Origin of the sequence: Azovibrio restrictus DSM 23866, assembly GCF_000429665.1 — a bacterium.
Classification (GTDB): domain Bacteria; phylum Pseudomonadota; class Gammaproteobacteria; order Burkholderiales; family Rhodocyclaceae; genus Azovibrio; species Azovibrio restrictus.
In genome coordinates this window covers 47,661-62,490 of sequence record NZ_AUCH01000002.1, presented here as the reverse complement: position 1 = coordinate 62,490, position 14,830 = coordinate 47,661, and the positions used below count along the sequence as shown (strand labels likewise).

The following is a 14,830-nucleotide window of genomic DNA, read 5'->3' as shown; positions in this document are numbered from 1 at the left end:
GCCCCACCCCCCGCCCTGGAGACCTGCCATGAACTGGTTCAACAAACTCCCTGGTCACCGGAAAACCCCCGCCGGCCAGGAACGCGTCCTGCTGCGCCGCCTGCCCCGCATCCTGGTGCTGGGCACCCTGGCCCTGGTCCTGCTGGCGGCCCTGGCCCGCCTGCTGCCCTGGAGCGGCAGTGAGACGGAAATCGCCGCCAAGCTGGGGTTGGTGGACATCTACGCCATCAGCCTGGGAGTGCTGCACTGGACCGTGGTGTTCACCCTGGCCATCGGCGCCTTCATCGTCATGGTGATGAAGGGCCCGGCCTACGTGGCCGACGCCTACGAGCTGGACGACAAGGACAAACCGTCCGCCTGATTCCGGGAAGCACCGCGCCCGGGCCCGCCATGATCGCCTTTCTCAACCCCCACAGCATCAAGTTCCGGTTCACCGCCCTGGGCATAGGGCTGGTGCTGATCGGCCTGGTGGCCCGCCTGATCCTGGGGCCGCCGGTGGTGAGCGCCCAGGTGCAGGAGCTGATCGCGGCCCAGCAGCATTCCATCGCCAGCTACATCGCCCGGGACGTGGATCAGCACATCCACATGCGGCTGAACAACATCGAAGCGCTGGCCCAGCAGCTGCCCCCGGCCCTGCTGGCCGATCCGGCCCGGCTGCAGCACTGGATACAGGAACGGCAACGCAGCAGCCCCCTGTTCAACAGCGGCCTGATGGTGGTGCATCCGGAAGGCCGGGGCCTGCTTGGGGAGTTTCCCGTGATCCCGGGCCGGGCGGGCCTGGACTACCGCCACTCCGACTGGTTTGCCGGGGCCTGGCGGGCCCATGGGGCGGTGCTGGGCAGGCCCGCCCGGGGCCGCGCCAGCGGCGACCCCCTGATCATCATGGCCGCCGCCGTGCGCGACGACCGGGGCAACCCCCGGGCCATCCTGGCCGGGGTGTCCCTGCTCAACACCCGGGGCTTCCTGGACCAGTTCATGGAGGCCCGCCTGGGCGACAGCGGCGGCTACGCCCTGGTTTCCCCGGCAGACAAGCTGATCATCGCCGCCAGCGACCCGGAGCTGGTGCTGCAGCCCACCCCGGCCCCGGGCCTGGACGCCCTGCACGACCGGGCCATGATGGGTTTCCGGGGCTCCGGGGTCAGCGTCAATGCCCAAGGGGTGGAAGAACTGGCGACCATGGTGGAAGTCCCCCACACCGGCTGGTTCGTGGTGGCCCGCATCCCCATGGCCGAGGCCCTGAAGCCGGCCACCGCCCTGCGGCAGTATTCCCTGCGCACCAGCCTGGTGGTGCTGGTGTTGCTCTCCGTCCTGTTCATGCTGCTCCTGCCGCGCCTGCTGCGCCCCCTGGACCAGGCCAGCTCCGCCATCCGCGCCATGGCCGACGGCCGCCAGCCTCTGGCGCCCCTGCCCCTGGAACGCCAGGACGAGGTGGGCCAGCTGGTGCGCGGCTTCAACCTGCTGGTGGACCGCCTGCAGACCCAGGAGGCCGCCCTCAAGGCCAGCGAAGCCCATCTGGCTTTCATGGCCCACCATGATCCCCTCACCCGACTGCCCAACCGGACCCTGCTGGAAACCCGCCTGCAGCTGGCGGTGGCCCAGTCGGCCCGGCCGGGCCACCGGCTAGCCCTGCTGTTCTGCGACCTGGACGGCTTCAAGGCCATCAACGACCAGTACGGACACGAGGTGGGGGACAGCATCCTGATCCAGGTGGCGGAACGCCTCCTGGACGGCCGGCGCAGCGGCGACACCGTGGCCCGGCTGGGGGGCGACGAATTCGTGCTGTTGCTCACCGGCCTGGAGCGGCCAGAACAGGCAGCCCGGGCCGTGGCCGAGCAATGCCTGGCCGGCATCCGCCGTCCCTTCCCGGTCCAGGCCCTGGAGCTGCATCTGGGCATCTCCATCGGCATCACCGTGCATGGGGGCGGCGAGGTGTCCGTTTCCCATCTGCTGTCCCAGGCCGACATGGCCATGTACCAGGCCAAACGGGCCGGCAAGAACGGGCTCGCCTTCTACCAGGAACCTCCTGGCCCGGCTTAGCCCCCCGGAGCTGAGCCCCTCATCAAGTCCGGCAGGCTGCTAGACTGCCGGAAGAATCCGTCCGAACCCCACGCCTGAGCCCACCCATGGAATTGAACCTGAACATCGAAGCCCTGTTGAGCCGCCTGCCCCTGTTCAGCGGCCTGGAACCCGGGGAGCTGGAACGCCTGAGCCAGGCCAGCAAGCTCTTTGCCGCCGCCAAGGGAGAGGTGCTGTTCAACAAGGGGGACCCCTGCCCGGGCATGCATCTGGTGCTCTACGGCCAGGTCAAGCTGGCCTTCACCTCCCCCCAGGGCAACGAGAAGGTGGTGGAGATCATCCGCCCCGGCCAGAGTTTTGGCGAAGCGGTGATGTTCATGGAGCGCCCCTACCCGGTGTTCGCCCAAACCCTGGCCGACAGCCAGCTGCTGCTGATCTCCAAAACCGTGATCTTCTCCGAACTGGAGCGGGACCAGGGCCTGTGCCGCAAGATGATTGCCAGCCTCTCCAGCCGCCTGCACCACCTGATTGCCGACGTGGAATCCTATTCCCTGCACTCGGGCAAGCAGCGCATCATCGGCTACCTGCTGCGCGAGGCGCCGGAACCCCAGGAAGGCTGCAACAGCGTCGTGGTCAGCCTGCCCACCAGCAAGGGCACCATCGCCTCCCGCCTCAACCTGACCCAGGAACACTTCTCCCGCATCCTGCACGAGCTCTCCGACGCCGGCCTGATCCGGGTGGACGGCCGCCAGATCCACATCCCCGACCTGGAACGGCTGCTGCGCTTCGACTGAGGGCCCGGCGGGCCCGGTTCCGACCGGCCACCCGGGATGATCACAGGCAAACATCCCCCCTGGAGGCCATGCCGCCTCCCCGCCTTTGGTCATATTTTCATTTTTTTGCACACATCAAATCCCCGGCCCGGGGCAATTCCTAGAATCCCCCACAACAGCAATGGACATGGGGAGAGATCGTGGAGACAGGTCGCAGAGCCTTTCTGCTGGGGCAAAGCCCATCCCGGGCCCGTACCCTGCCCCAGCCCTTCCGGCCGCCCTGGGCCGTGGCGGAGGCTGAGTTCCTGGATCTCTGCAGCCGCTGCGGCGATTGCGTCGCCGCCTGTCCCACCGGCCTCCTGAGCCCGGGTTCCGGCAACTATCCCGAAGCCGACTTCCTGGCCGGCTACTGCAACTTCTGCGCTGACTGCGCCAGGGCCTGCAAGCCCCTGGCCCTGAACCCACGACGCCAGGAACGCCCCTGGCAGCTGCTGGCCCACATGGGCGAGGACTGCCTACCCCGCCAGGGCGTGCTCTGCCGCAGCTGCGAGGAACGCTGCGAGGTCGGGGCCATCCGTTTCTCTCCCCGCCTGGGCGGCCCCGCCCTGCCCTGGGTGGACAGCCTGCAATGCAACGGCTGCGGCGCCTGTGTCGCCGACTGCCCGACCCGGGCCATCCGCCTGGCCCCTCCTTCTTCTTCCCCCCTGCAAGGAAACTGACCATGAAGATCGTCAGCCTCGTCCTCAAATTCCTGCCCCTCCATGCCGCCGCCGTCCGGGCCGGCGTGGAGGCGGTGCCGGGCGCCAGCGTCGCCCTGGACACCGGCGACGGACGCATGATCGTCCTCCTGGAGGACGGCCCCGGTTACGCCGTTTCCGACGCCATTCTGCAAGTCCACCGGGTGGCCCACGTGATGTCCGTCACCCTTTCCTACGAATACTCGGATGAAGCGCACGCGCTTGAGGAGGCATCAGCATGACCATGAATCGACGTGATTTCCTGAAGACCCAGGCCGTGGCGGCCGCCGCTGCCACCGCCGGGATTTCCATACCCGTGGTGGCGGCCCCGGCCAAGGGCGGCGGCACCGACATCCGCTGGGACAAGGCGGCCTGCCGTTTCTGCGGCACCGGCTGCTCGGTGCTGGTGGGGGTGCAGAACGGCAAGGTGGTGGCCACCCAGGGGGACCCGGATGCGCCGGTGAACCGGGGCCTGAACTGCATCAAGGGCTACTTCCTCTCCAAGATCATGTACGGGGAAGACCGGCTCACCCAGCCCCTGCTGCGCATGAAGGGCGGCAAGTACGACAAGAACGGGGAGTTCACCCCGATCAGCTGGACCCAGGCCTTCGACATCATGGAACAGAAGTGGAAGGAGGCCCTGAAGACCACCGGGCCCGCTTCCATCGCCATGTTCGGCTCGGGCCAGTGGACGATCTGGGAGGGCTACGCAGCTTCCAAGCTGTGGAAGGCCGGCTTCCGCTCCAACAACCTGGACCCCAATGCCCGCCACTGCATGGCTTCCGCCGTGGCCGGCTTCATGCGCACCTTCGGTATCGACGAGCCCATGGGCTGCTATGACGACATCGAGAACGCCGATGCCTTCGTGCTCTGGGGCTCCAACATGGCCGAGATGCACCCGATCCTGTGGTCGCGCATCACCGACCGGCGCCTGACCCACGAGGGCTGCGAGGTGCATGTGCTGTCCACCTTCGAGCACCGCTCCTACGAGCTGGCCGACAACCCCATGGTGTTCGTGCCCCAGACCGACCTGGCCATCCTCAACTACATCTGCAACTACATCATCCAGAACAAGAAGGTGAACACGGACTTCGTCAAGAAGCACGTGAACTTCAAGAAGGGTGAAACCGACATCGGCTTCGGCCTGCGGCCCAACAACCCCCTGGAAGCCAAGGCTGCCAGCAACGGCTACCCGGGGGCCGACGGCAAGCCCAAGGGCGACACGGGCAAGGCCGAGGTGATCAGCTTCGAGGAGTTCGCCAGGTTCGTCTCCGAATACACCCTGGAGAAGACTGCCAAGCTCTCCGGCGTGCCCGCCGAACGGCTGAAGCGCATGGCCGAGCTGTACGCCGACCCGAAGAAGAAGGTGGTCAGTTTCTGGACCATGGGCTTCAACCAGCACACCCGGGGCACCTGGGTGAACAACATGATCTACAACGTGCATCTGCTCACGGGCAAGATCTCCACCCCCGGCACCGGCCCCTTCTCCCTCACCGGCCAACCCTCCGCCTGCGGCACCGCCCGGGAAGTGGGCACCTTCTCCCACCGGCTGCCCGCCGACATGGTGGTCACCAACCCGGAACACCGGAAGCACACGGAAGAACTCTGGCAGCTGCCGGAAGGCACCATTCCCGACAAGATCGGCCTGCATGCGGTGGCCCAGAGCCGCGCCCTGAAGGACGGCAAGCTGAAGTGCTACTGGACCAGCACCACCAACAACATGCAGGCGGGCCCGAACGTGAACGAGGAAATCTACCCGGGCTGGCGCAATCCCGCCGCCTTCGTGGTGGTTTCCGACGCCTACCCGACGGTCTCCGCCCTGGCCGCCGACCTGATCCTGCCCTCCGCCATGTGGACGGAAAAGGAAGGGGCCTACGGCAACGCCGAGCGCCGCACCCAGTTCTGGCGCCAGCAGGTCAAGGCCCCCGGCGAGGCCAGGTCCGACCTGTGGCAATACCTGGAATTCTCCAAGCGCTTCAAGGTGGAGGAGGTCTGGCCCGCCGAGCTGATCGCCAGGAAGCCCGAGTACAAGGGCAAGACCCTCTACGACGTGCTCTACGCCAACAAGGTGGTGAACAAGTTCTCCAAGGCTGATCTGGCCAAGGCCAACGAACACGCCATCAAGGGCTACAGCAACGACGAGTCGGAGTATTTCGGCTTCTACGTGCAGAAGGGCCTGTTCGAGGAATACGCCCTGTTCGGCCGCGGCCACGGCCATGACCTGGCCCCCTTCGAGACCTATCACAAGGCCCGGGGCCTGCGCTGGCCGGTGGTGGATGGCAAGGAAACCCTGTGGCGCTTCCGGGAAGGTTACGACCCCTATGTGAAGAAGGGCGAGGACTTCCGGTTCTACGGCCACAAGGATGGCAAGGCGGTGATCTTCGCCCTGCCCTACCAGGATCCCCCGGAAATGCCGGACAAGGAGTTCGACCTGTGGCTGTGCACCGGCCGGGTGCTGGAACACTGGCACACGGGCTCCATGACCCGCCGGGTGCCGGAACTGCACCGGGCCGTGCCGGAAGCCGTGGTGTTCATGCACCCCGACGATGCCAAAAAACGCGGCATCCAGCGGGGCATGAAGGTCAAGGTGGCGTCCCGCCGGGGCGAAATCCAGCTGCGGGTGGAAACCAAGGGCCGCAACAAGCCGCCGGTGGGTCTGGTGTTCATCCCCTTCTTCGATGAAGGCAAGCTGGTCAACAAGCTGACCCTGGACGCCACCTGTCCGATCTCCAAGGAGACGGACTACAAGAAGTGCGCCGTCAAGATCGTCAGGGCCTGAGCCTGAGGGAACACCGCCATGGTCCGCCACCCCACCGCCAAGCAGCCCCCCGGGAACCCCGGTGCGCCCTCGGGAGATAAAACCTCCCAGGCGCGCCGGAAGTTCCTCGCCGGGATGGCCGGCGCCGCCGGCAGCGGCTGTCTGCTGGCCCTGGGGATGGGCCTCTACGCCGGCCAGGCCCGGGCCCTGCCCGGTCAGGCCCTGCGCCCGCCCGGCGCCCTGGCCGAGGCGGATTTTCTGGCGGCCTGCATCCGTTGCGGCCTGTGCGTGCGGGACTGCCCCTACGACACCCTGAAGCTTGCCCCCCTCGGGGACCCGGTGCCCACGGGCACCCCCTATTTCAACGCCCGCGCCATTCCCTGCGAAATGTGCGAGGACATTCCCTGCCTCAAGGCCTGCCCCACGGGGGCCCTGGACCCGAAACTCACCGACATCCACCAGGCGCGCATGGGCCTGGCGGTGCTCATCGACCACGAAACCTGCCTCAATTTCCTGGGTCTGCGCTGCGACGTCTGCTACCGGGTCTGCCCGGTGATCGACCAGGCCATCACCCTGGAAAAGCTGCACAACCCCCGCTCCGACCGGCACGCCATGCTGCTGCCCACGGTGCATTCGGAGCACTGTACCGGCTGCGGCAAATGCGAGGCCGCCTGCGTCCTGCCCGAAGCGGCCATCAAGGTGCTGCCCCAGGGGCTGGCCCAGGGCCGGCTGCCGGAACACTACCGCAAGGGCTGGGAAGAAAAGGAAAAACACGGGGGCTCCCTGATCGGGGAACAGGTGGAAATGCCCGTGCGCGGTCTGGAAGGCAAGGCCTACGGGGATTCCCGGGTCAGCACGCCGCCGCCCCCGGCGGAAACCGCCCCCGCCCCGGACAACGCTCCCGGCGGCCTCAACTCGAGGTGGAAGCCATGAGCCAGCCTACCCGTCCCGGCCAGGATGCCATCGCCGTCAAGGGCTGGCTGCGCGCCCACCAATGGCTGCTGCTGCGCCGCCTCTGCCAGAGCGGCATCCTGGCCCTGTTCCTGGCCGGCCCCTGGTTCGGCCTGTGGCTCGTCAAGGGCAACCTGTCCTCCAGCCTGACCCTGGGGGTGCTGCCCCTCACCGATCCCTACCTGCTGCTCCAGTCCCTGGCCGCCGGCATCCTTCCGGCCGGCACCGCCCTGCTGGGCGCCGCCATCGTCCTGGGCTTCTACCTGCTGGTGGGCGGCCGGGTGTTCTGCGCCTGGGTCTGCCCGGTGAACCTCATCACCGACCTGGCCGCCTGGGGCCGCCGCCGGCTGGGCCTCAAGTCCGGCCGCAGTCCGGATTCCCGCAGCCGCTACGGGTTCCTGGCCGGCACCCTGGTGGCCGCCGCTGCCACGGGCACCCTGGCCTGGGAATGGGTGAACCCCGTCTCCCTGGCCCACCGGGGTCTGATCTTCGGCATGGGCGCCGGAATCTGGCTGCTGCTCGGCATCTTCCTCTACGACCTGCTGCTGGTGAGCCGGGGCTGGTGCGGCCATCTCTGCCCCATGGGCGCCTTCTACGGCCTGCTCGGCCGCACCGCCCTGCTGCGTGTCGCCGCACCCCGCCGAGCGGCCTGCGACGATTGCATGGACTGTTTCAACGTCTGTCCCGAACCCCAGGTGATCCGCCCCGCCCTCAAGGGCGTGGGTCAGGAAAGCCCGGTGATCTACAGCCCCGATTGCACCACCTGCGGCCGCTGCATCGATGTCTGCGGCAAGCAGGTCTTCAAGTTGACCCACCGGTTTGATCAAAGGAGTACATCATGAAAAGCCGCTTCCTCCCGGCCGCCCTGTTGGCCAGCCTGATGCTGGTTTCCCTGCCCGGCTTCGCCAGCGGCGACGGCCTCAACACCCTGCGCGGCGCCCCCATCCAGGGGAGCGAGACCGAGTCCAACGACGCCTTCAAGATGAGCAAGGAGAGCGCCCCTATCCCCAGGGATTACGTGCAGCAGCCGCCCCTGGTACCCCACAAGGTGGAGGGCTACGCCATCACCAAGAACTTCAACAAGTGCATGGATTGCCACTCCTGGACCCGTTACAAGGAGAGCGGCGCCACCAAGGTTTCCCTGACCCACTTCAAGACCCGGGACGGCCAGGAACTCTCCAACATCTCGCCGCGCCGCTACTTCTGCCTCCAGTGCCACGTGCCCCAGGCCGACGCCAAGCCCCTGGTGGGTAACACCTTCCAGCGCGCCCAGGGCCTGCAGTAAGCCGAAACGGGGAGAGCCATCATGGAAAAGACAAGAAAGCCCGCCAACTTCATGGACCGCCTGAAACTGGCCGGGCCCCTGCTTCTGGTCGGCCTGTTCGCCGCCGGCATCCTGTTCTGGGGCAGCTTCAACACGGTCATGGAGTGGACCAACCGGGAAGACTTCTGCATCTCCTGCCACGAGATGAAGGACAACGTGTACCGGGAATACCAGAACACCATCCACTACTCGAACCGTTCCGGCGTCCGGGCCACCTGCCCCGACTGCCACGTGCCCAAGGAGTGGGGCCCCAAGATGATCCGCAAGATCCAGGCTTCCAACGAGGTCTGGCACAAGATCCTGGGCTCCATCGACACCCCGGAAAAGTTCAACGCCAAGCGCCAGAAACTGGCCGAGAACGAGTGGCGGCGGATGAAGGCCAACAACTCCCAGGAGTGCCGCAACTGCCACAACTTCGAGTATTTCGACTACGCCGTCCAGGGCCGCCGCTCCAGCCACATGCACCAGACCGGCCTGAACGAGGGCAAGACCTGCATCGACTGCCACAAGGGCATCGCCCACAACCTGCCCCGGGTGGATCAGCACATCGGCTACGTGAATCAGGACGGCACCACGCCGGAAACCTTCCATCCCCCCGCCGCCAAACCCTGACGGCCAGGGCGGCGGCTCCCGGACCGGGGCAGCCGCCCTTGCTCCCCGGTAGTTTCTCTGCTCTCATGGGGCCCCCATGCTCCGGGAGCCTTCCATGTCCGCCCTGCAGATCCAGACCATGACCCCGGCCCAGGTGGAATGGGCCATCGAACAGGCCGCCCGGGAAGGCTGGAACCCGGGCCTGGGAGATGCCCGCTGCTTCTACCAGGCCGATCCCGAGGGCTTCCTGCTGGGGCTCCTGAACGGCCGGCCCGTGGGCTGCATCTCGGCCGTGGCTTACCCGGAAGATTTCGGTTTCATCGGCCTTTACATCGTGGCCCCTGAATACCGGGGCCAGGGCCACGGCCTGGCCCTCTGGCAGGCCGCCATGGCCCGCCTGCAAGGCCGGAACGTGGGCCTGGACGGGGTTCCGGCCCAGCAGGACAACTACCGGAAATCCGGCTTTCGCCCCGCCACCCGCAACATCCGCTACCGCTACCTGAGCCCGGGCGAACAGCCGCCACCGCCGGGATTCATCCCCCTGGAGGAAGTGGAGGCCGCCACCCTGGCCGCCTACGACCGCCAGGTCTTCCCGGCCCCCCGTCCCGGCTTCCTGAACGCCTGGAGCCGCTGCTCCGGGCACCGGGGCCTGGCCCGGCAGGCACAGGGCCGCCTCCAGGCCTACGGCCTGATCCGCCCCTGCCGGGAAGGCTGGAAGATCGGTCCCCTGTTCGCCGACACCCGGGAGCTGGCGGAACAGCTCCATACCGCCCTGGTCGCCCCCCTGCCGGCCGGCAGCCCGGTGTTCCTGGACGTTCCCGAAAACAACCCGGCCGCCCTGGCCCTGGCCCGCTCCCGGGCCATGACCCCCTGCTTCGAAACCGCCCGCATGTACACCGGCCCCGTCCCGCCCCTGGCCGTGGAAAAACAGTTCGGCATCACCACGTTCGAGCTGGGCTGAACCTCCAGCCGGAGCATCGGAGCCCGTACAATGGCTCCCTTTTCCCCTCCCCCATGGCCACGCCTTCCCCCTATCTCGCCGGCTATCCTCCCGACCTGGCGGCCCAGGTGCAGGCCCTCATCGACGCGGATCGCCTGGGGCCCCTGCTGCTGAAGAAGTATCCCCAGGCCCACGGGGTGCGCACGGACCGGGCCCTCTATGACTACGTGCAGTCCCTGAAGAGCCGCTATCTGCGCAACGGCGCGCCCCTGAGCAAGGTGGCCTTCGATGGCAAGCTGCAGGAGCTGCGCCAGGCCCTGGGCACCCATACCCGGATTGCCCGGGTCCAGGGCGGCAAGCTCAAGGCCAAACGGGAAATCCACATCGCCGCCGTGTTCCGGGACATGCCCGAAGCCTTCCTGCGCATGATCGTGGTCCATGAGCTGGCCCACCTGAAGGAAAGCGGCCACGACCGGGCCTTCTACCAGCTGTGCCAGCACATGGAACCCGACTACCACCAGCTGGAATTCGATCTGCGCGCCTACCTGAGCCTGCTGGAGGCGGGCGGCGCCGTGCTCTGGGGCGCCCCCGGCAACGACAGCTGAGACATCAGGAGCGGCGGGGCCGCTGGCCCGGCAGGGGCCGGCGCTGGCGCTGGCCCGGGCGTTTTTTGCGGGGATCGGCGGGCTGGGGTTTGGGCATCAGCAGGTTCTTGCCGCTGCCCTGGGCCGCGGCCCGGTGGGCATTGATGGCGCTGCTGAACTGTTCTGCCGCCAGGAGGATGGGCGCGCCTTCCGCCTGGGGACGATACTGCTGCAGCCGGGTGGCCAGAGCCAGCAGGCGGGCTGGGGCATCGGCCTTGCGCGGCAGCTCGGCCTCCAGGGCCAGGGCCGCCGGACTGAGGTGGTAGCAGCCATCCTGTTCCAGAAGCAGGCCGCTGCGGCCCAGGCGGGCAAAGGCCTCGCCCAGCTTGCCGACGGCGGGGATGGCCCCGTGCAGCAGGTCGGCGGCGGCCAGGATTTCGACCAGTTCCGCCGGACGGCGCTTGGCTGCCATCAGGGTGGAGAGGAGCAGCAGGGCTTCGACATCGTGGGGAGTGGACATGGGCTGAACCTTGGTGGGCCGCGCACCTGATCCGGCGCACGGCGGGGAAAAGGTCGGCAGTGTAAGGCCAAAGGGCGCCCAGGGGGTTGCCGATTGCCTGCCGGCGGGCTCAGGCGGCCAGGGCCCCGTCCAGGAGCTGTTCGCACTCGGCCATCACCGACAGGGCGATGTCCGACTGGTAGGCCGGGTCCAGGGCCTCGCCCAGTTCGTGGCTGATGTAGAGCCCGGCCTCCCGGGATACGGAGGCGGCGATCCGGCGCGCCAGCTGGTCGCTCAGGTCCGAGAGCTGGCGCCGTTCCGCCAGGGGCAGGTTGCGCCGGGTGCGCTCCAGCCACTGGGCGATCAGGCTGGCGCCCTGGGCTTCGGTGAGCCAGATGCCGTGTTCGTAATGACCGCCCAATCGCTCGGCCACCAGGGCGAAGATCAGGGCGATGCGCACTCCCCGGCTGTCGGCAGCGGGAGGCAGGAACTTCTCCGGGACCATGGCCTAGCGCTTTTTCAGCTTGTACAGTTTGAACACCTGGCGCACATCCTGCTCGGCCCGCTCCAGGGTGCACAGGGTGGGATCGTCGTCGTGCAGGGTGAAGAAATCGTCGGCCTGGGCGCGCATCACCATCTGGATGGCGGCCTCGTCCTCCATGGTGTAGATCTCGGTGAGCAGGGTGGCGATTTCGTCCAGATACTGCTCGTAACTCAGGTGCGGGACTTTGCCGGCCTTGGCCATGACAGACTCCGGTAATGCGGCGCGGGGCCGGGGGGTGGCAGCTTAGCGGAAAAAGGCCGGTTCAGGCGGCCAGGGGCACTTCGGGCAGGGGCGGCAGGCCGAACCTGCCGCGTATTTCGTTGCAACGCGGATCATCCACATCGAACTCCCGGCAGGTGCTCGGGCGCTGGGCATAGATGCTGCAGCTGACGCCCTGGCCCACCTGGCCCTGGAGGGCGATGCAATGGACCGGCGCCGACTCGGTGCCGCGCATGGCCACCCGGTAGGGGCTGATGGGCAGGGTCAGGGCAGCCGGCACGCAGCCGCCCGGATGGGCGTCGGTTTCGGCCCAGTAGAAGGAGACGCGAAAGGAAGCGCAGCAGGCACCACAATCCAGGCAGTGGTTCATGGGGAAAAGGCAGGGCAAAGAAGGCGTGCGGATGATAGCGACAGCCGCCGGGCGCCGCAACGCCCGGAGCGCGGATCACACCGGCCGGGGCGCAGATGTTACCCTGGCGCCGTCCCCTCCCGGATACCCCGCCTTTTCGGCCTGCATGCCCTTCCCCGAAGCGTTGTGCCTGTTCGACGAGAACACTGCCCCCCTCTGCGGAAAGCCATGCCCATGACCAGCCCCGACAACGACCTGTGGCAGCAATGCTGGAAAGACCAGCAGATCGATTTTCACCAACTGCGCGTCAATGAACTGCTGGTGCGTTTCTGGCCCCGTCTGGGCCTGCCCCCGGGCAGCCGGGTCTTCGTTCCCCTGTGCGGCAAGAGCCTGGACATGTTGTGGTTGCGCCAGCAGGGCTACCAGGTGGTGGGCGTGGAGCTGAGCCCCCTGGCGGTGGAAGCCTTCTTCCGGGAAAACCGGCTCCCGGCCCGGCGCCGGGAACTGGGGTCCCTGAGCTGTTGGGAAAGCGGCGACCTGAGCCTGTTCTGCGGGGATTTCTTCGCCCTGACCCAGGCCGAGCTGGGCCCCGTGGATGCGGTCTATGACCGGGCCGCCCTGACGGCCCTGCCCGAAGCGGTACGGCCGGCCTACCTGGCCCACCTGGGGCGCATCGTGCCCCCCAGCTGCGACATCTTCCTGCTCACCACGGAAGACCTGGAAAGCGGGGAAAGCCACGCGGCGCACCAGGAGACCGCCGAGGAAATCACCAGCTTGTATGCCACGGTCTTCCACATCGAGCTGAGCCACGTGGAAAACGCCCTGGAAACCGACCCCTTGGACCCGAACGCCGCCCCCATTCCGGTGGCCCACAAGGTCTATCACCTCAGCCCCCGCTAAGGCCGGAGCCGGCATCGGTGGACAGGGCTTCCCGGCGCCGGTAAGGCAGCTGCCAGCCGGCGGCCGGGTCTTCCAGGGCGCGGATGCTGATGATCGGCGCCTGGGAGGTGACGCCCCCGAAGATGGTGGCGAAGGACACGTCCGCCGCGTCCCGGCCCGTGCCGATGCGGATGAAGCCCATGGGAATGGCGGTGCCCGAGGGATCGAAGAGATACCAGCGCTGGTCCAGGAAGACCTCCACGTAGGCATGAAAATCCGTAGGCCCCAGGGCCGGATCGGCGCCGTAGTCTATGCCCGTGGCAAAGCGGGCGGGAATGCTCAGGGCCCGGCACAGGGCAATCATCAGATGGGCGAAATCCCGGCACACCCCGACCCGGTCGGTCAGGGTATCCAGGGCCCAGGTGTTGGAATTGCTGCTGTTGGACTGGAAGCGCACCTGGCGCTGCACCCATTCCTGGATCGCCATGACCCGCCCGTAGCCCCGGGGCAGGCTGCCGAACTCGCCCATGGCGAGCACCCCCAGCCGGTCCGAAGGGCAGTAGCGGCTGGGATAGAGATAGGGCAGCACCTCGGGCGGCAGGCGGGCCACCGGCACTTCCGCCAGCTGTCCCGGCTCGGCCAGATGGTGTGTCACCTCCAGACTGGCCCGGTAGCCCAGATGCAGATGCCCCGGGGGTGCCGTCAGGCGCAGGAAACGGGCCTGGGTCAGGGCATCCGTGTGGCTGCGGCTGGGAAGTGAAGGGGAAATTTCCAGGCGCTCCTGGAGCAGGTGCTGGCTGGCCGTGCGGGCCGCCTGGAAATTGAAGATGAAATCGGCACCGTAACCATCCACGTCGTAGTGAAGGTCGATGCTCAGTTCGATACGGACCATGGCATCGGTCTCCGCAGCAAGAGGGCAGGCAGCCGGCCCGAAGGCCGCGGCTGGAGGACGGCGAAACCCGGGCCCCGCCCCATCTTACGCCCCGGCGCTGCAGTACCCGGGATTTATCCTTAAAACCTCAGTTAAACCACAGAGGCACAGAGACGCCGAGGAAAAACAAAGACTTGTCCTGGAAGGCTAGGTCACTTTCTAGGTGAGCGTGGAAGATAATGCAAGCCATTGTTTTTTTGAACTTCTCTGTGTCTTTGTGTCTTTGTGTCTCTGTGGTGAGATTTTTAGGTTTATATGGCGGCTCAGGGGCCGGCCCGACCGGCCGGCGCTGTCGGGCCGGCTCGTCCGCTTGCGTCCTGACCGGCCCCGTCCTGCCCCCCCTCATCCCAGTCGAAATAGCTGGCCTGGCGGGCCTGCTCCGCCTCCCGGGCGGCGGCTTCCCGGGCCAGCTGCTCGGCCTTCTGGCGACGCAGCTCCTCCTGGCGCCAACGCCGCCGCAGCCAGGCCAGCTGGGAACGGTGCATCAACTGCCCCACCCCCAGCGCCACCGCCAGGGCCAGCAGGGTGAGCAGCACCTGGCCGAGACTGGCCTCCCAGGCAAACAGCAGGGCCACACTGAGGACCACGCCCCGGTAGATCATCAGCTTCAGCCACAGGCGATGTTCGCGCCGGGCCAGATCGGCAGGGCTGGACATGACTTCGGGACTGGCGGGCGCGGGAGCAGACATCGGCAAGGAGGGAGGGAAAAACGCCGCGCATCTTCCCCAATAAGCG

Annotated in this window: 19 protein-coding genes; 13 read left to right on the top strand and 6 right to left on the bottom strand. The window is 67.3% G+C overall.

All coding sequences use genetic code 11. The features are described from left to right. The first annotated feature begins 28 nt into the window (after positions 1-28). The 12 genes from G474_RS0102360 to G474_RS0102305 all read left to right on the top strand — a co-directional run bounded on the left by G474_RS0102360 (position 29) and on the right by G474_RS0102305 (position 10,695). The gene (locus G474_RS0102360; protein WP_026685583.1) at positions 29-361 is read left to right on the top strand and encodes a hypothetical protein; all 333 of its coding nucleotides are present in this window, start codon (positions 29-31) and stop codon (positions 359-361) included. A 29-nt stretch (positions 362-390) separates the two neighbouring features. Next, positions 391-2,037: a bifunctional diguanylate cyclase/phosphodiesterase gene (locus G474_RS0102355; protein ID WP_026685582.1), complete on the top strand. Its 1,647-nt coding sequence runs from the start codon at positions 391-393 to the stop codon at positions 2,035-2,037. Positions 2,038-2,123: 86 nt separating this feature from the next. Further along, positions 2,124-2,810, top strand: coding sequence for a Crp/Fnr family transcriptional regulator (locus G474_RS0102350; protein WP_026685581.1), 687 nt, complete (start codon positions 2,124-2,126; stop codon positions 2,808-2,810). 179 nt (positions 2,811-2,989) lie between these two features. Further along, positions 2,990-3,508 carry a ferredoxin-type protein NapF gene (gene napF, locus G474_RS0102345; protein ID WP_026685580.1) on the top strand — a complete coding sequence of 173 codons (519 nt, stop codon included), beginning with the start codon at positions 2,990-2,992 and terminating at the stop codon, positions 3,506-3,508. A 2-nt stretch (positions 3,509-3,510) separates the two neighbouring features. Beyond that, complete coding sequence (locus tag G474_RS0102340) at positions 3,511-3,768, top strand: chaperone NapD (RefSeq protein ID WP_026685579.1); 258 nt, start codon at positions 3,511-3,513, stop codon at positions 3,766-3,768. Further along, positions 3,765-6,305, top strand: a complete 2,541-nt coding sequence (gene napA / locus G474_RS0102335; RefSeq protein ID WP_026685578.1) for a nitrate reductase catalytic subunit NapA — start codon at positions 3,765-3,767, stop codon at positions 6,303-6,305. Before G474_RS0102340 ends, napA begins: the two co-directional genes overlap by 4 nt. Positions 6,306-6,419: 114 nt before the next feature. Continuing rightward, positions 6,420-7,217: a ferredoxin-type protein NapG gene (gene napG / locus G474_RS19155; RefSeq protein WP_245589296.1), complete on the top strand. Its 798-nt coding sequence runs from the start codon at positions 6,420-6,422 to the stop codon at positions 7,215-7,217. Continuing rightward, entirely contained in the window at positions 7,214-8,077 is an 864-nt protein-coding gene (napH, locus tag G474_RS0102325; protein ID WP_026685577.1) for a quinol dehydrogenase ferredoxin subunit NapH, read from the top strand. The genes napG and napH overlap by 4 nt, the downstream gene beginning before the upstream one ends. After that, positions 8,074-8,520, top strand: coding sequence for a nitrate reductase cytochrome c-type subunit (locus G474_RS0102320; protein ID WP_026685576.1), 447 nt, complete (start codon positions 8,074-8,076; stop codon positions 8,518-8,520). The genes napH and G474_RS0102320 overlap by 4 nt, the downstream gene beginning before the upstream one ends. A gap of 51 nt (positions 8,521-8,571) precedes the next feature. Further along, positions 8,572-9,171, top strand: coding sequence for a NapC/NirT family cytochrome c (locus tag G474_RS0102315; RefSeq protein ID WP_026685575.1), 600 nt, complete (start codon positions 8,572-8,574; stop codon positions 9,169-9,171). A gap of 94 nt (positions 9,172-9,265) precedes the next feature. After that, positions 9,266-10,111 carry a GNAT family N-acetyltransferase gene (locus G474_RS0102310; protein ID WP_043462972.1) on the top strand — a complete coding sequence of 282 codons (846 nt, stop codon included), beginning with the start codon at positions 9,266-9,268 and terminating at the stop codon, positions 10,109-10,111. A gap of 53 nt (positions 10,112-10,164) precedes the next feature. Then, positions 10,165-10,695, top strand: a complete 531-nt coding sequence (locus tag G474_RS0102305; RefSeq protein ID WP_026685573.1) for a M48 metallopeptidase family protein — start codon at positions 10,165-10,167, stop codon at positions 10,693-10,695. Positions 10,696-10,699: 4 nt separating this feature from the next. Here G474_RS0102305 and G474_RS0102300 read toward each other — a convergent pair whose 3' ends face one another. The 4 genes from G474_RS0102300 to G474_RS0102285 all read right to left on the bottom strand — a co-directional run bounded on the left by G474_RS0102300 (position 10,700) and on the right by G474_RS0102285 (position 12,306). Further along, positions 10,700-11,194: a hypothetical protein gene (locus tag G474_RS0102300; RefSeq protein WP_026685572.1), complete on the bottom strand. Its 495-nt coding sequence runs from the start codon at positions 11,192-11,194 to the stop codon at positions 10,700-10,702. A 109-nt stretch (positions 11,195-11,303) separates the two neighbouring features. After that, positions 11,304-11,678: a hypothetical protein gene (locus tag G474_RS0102295; protein ID WP_026685571.1), complete on the bottom strand. Its 375-nt coding sequence runs from the start codon at positions 11,676-11,678 to the stop codon at positions 11,304-11,306. Between the two features lie 3 nt (positions 11,679-11,681). Next, the gene (locus G474_RS0102290; protein ID WP_043462969.1) at positions 11,682-11,918 is read right to left on the bottom strand and encodes a hypothetical protein; all 237 of its coding nucleotides are present in this window, start codon (positions 11,916-11,918) and stop codon (positions 11,682-11,684) included. A 61-nt stretch (positions 11,919-11,979) separates the two neighbouring features. After that, a complete protein-coding gene (locus tag G474_RS0102285) occupies positions 11,980-12,306 on the bottom strand; it encodes a YkgJ family cysteine cluster protein (RefSeq protein ID WP_026685569.1) in 327 nt (108 codons plus the stop codon). Positions 12,307-12,519: 213 nt separating this feature from the next. On the opposite strand from G474_RS0102285, the gene G474_RS0102280 reads away from it, so the two are divergent. Beyond that, the gene (locus G474_RS0102280) at positions 12,520-13,185 is read left to right on the top strand and encodes a thiopurine S-methyltransferase (RefSeq protein WP_026685568.1); all 666 of its coding nucleotides are present in this window, start codon (positions 12,520-12,522) and stop codon (positions 13,183-13,185) included. On the opposite strand, the gene G474_RS0102275 is transcribed toward G474_RS0102280, so the two are convergent. Together G474_RS0102275 and G474_RS0102270 are read right to left on the bottom strand one after the other, a co-directional pair. Continuing rightward, positions 13,172-14,056, bottom strand: a complete 885-nt coding sequence (locus tag G474_RS0102275) for a transglutaminase-like domain-containing protein (RefSeq protein ID WP_026685567.1) — start codon at positions 14,054-14,056, stop codon at positions 13,172-13,174. The genes G474_RS0102280 and G474_RS0102275 overlap by 14 nt on opposite strands. Before the next feature lie 302 nt (positions 14,057-14,358). After that, on the bottom strand, positions 14,359-14,751 hold the full coding sequence (locus G474_RS0102270; RefSeq protein ID WP_026685566.1) for a hypothetical protein: 393 nt from the start codon (positions 14,749-14,751) through the stop codon (positions 14,359-14,361). Positions 14,752-14,830 lie beyond the last annotated feature (79 nt).

Bases quoted from the DNA above. Each gene is read 5' to 3' on its own strand.
- G474_RS0102290 (WP_043462969.1), bottom strand. From the start codon at position 11,918: ATGGCCAAGGCCGGCAAAGTCCCGCACCTGAGTTACGAGCAGTATCTG.
- G474_RS0102280 (WP_026685568.1), top strand. From the start codon at position 12,520: ATGACCAGCCCCGACAACGACCTGTGGCAGCAATGCTGGAAAGACCAG.
- G474_RS0102275 (WP_026685567.1), bottom strand. From the start codon at position 14,056: ATGGTCCGTATCGAACTGAGCATCGACCTTCACTACGACGTGGATGGT.
- G474_RS0102340 (WP_026685579.1), top strand. From the start codon at position 3,511: ATGAAGATCGTCAGCCTCGTCCTCAAATTCCTGCCCCTCCATGCCGCC.
- G474_RS0102320 (WP_026685576.1), top strand. From the start codon at position 8,074: ATGAAAAGCCGCTTCCTCCCGGCCGCCCTGTTGGCCAGCCTGATGCTG.
- G474_RS0102360 (WP_026685583.1), top strand. From the start codon at position 29: ATGAACTGGTTCAACAAACTCCCTGGTCACCGGAAAACCCCCGCCGGC.
- napG (WP_245589296.1), top strand. From the start codon at position 6,420: ATGGCCGGCGCCGCCGGCAGCGGCTGTCTGCTGGCCCTGGGGATGGGC.
- G474_RS0102270 (WP_026685566.1), bottom strand. From the start codon at position 14,751: ATGTCCAGCCCTGCCGATCTGGCCCGGCGCGAACATCGCCTGTGGCTG.
- G474_RS0102295 (WP_026685571.1), bottom strand. From the start codon at position 11,678: ATGGTCCCGGAGAAGTTCCTGCCTCCCGCTGCCGACAGCCGGGGAGTG.
- G474_RS0102350 (WP_026685581.1), top strand. From the start codon at position 2,124: ATGGAATTGAACCTGAACATCGAAGCCCTGTTGAGCCGCCTGCCCCTG.
- G474_RS0102305 (WP_026685573.1), top strand. From the start codon at position 10,165: ATGGCCACGCCTTCCCCCTATCTCGCCGGCTATCCTCCCGACCTGGCG.
- napA (WP_026685578.1), top strand. From the start codon at position 3,765: ATGACCATGAATCGACGTGATTTCCTGAAGACCCAGGCCGTGGCGGCC.
- G474_RS0102285 (WP_026685569.1), bottom strand. From the start codon at position 12,306: ATGAACCACTGCCTGGATTGTGGTGCCTGCTGCGCTTCCTTTCGCGTC.
- G474_RS0102300 (WP_026685572.1), bottom strand. From the start codon at position 11,194: ATGTCCACTCCCCACGATGTCGAAGCCCTGCTGCTCCTCTCCACCCTG.
- G474_RS0102310 (WP_043462972.1), top strand. From the start codon at position 9,266: ATGTCCGCCCTGCAGATCCAGACCATGACCCCGGCCCAGGTGGAATGG.
- G474_RS0102315 (WP_026685575.1), top strand. From the start codon at position 8,572: ATGGACCGCCTGAAACTGGCCGGGCCCCTGCTTCTGGTCGGCCTGTTC.
- napH (WP_026685577.1), top strand. From the start codon at position 7,214: ATGAGCCAGCCTACCCGTCCCGGCCAGGATGCCATCGCCGTCAAGGGC.
- G474_RS0102355 (WP_026685582.1), top strand. From the start codon at position 391: ATGATCGCCTTTCTCAACCCCCACAGCATCAAGTTCCGGTTCACCGCC.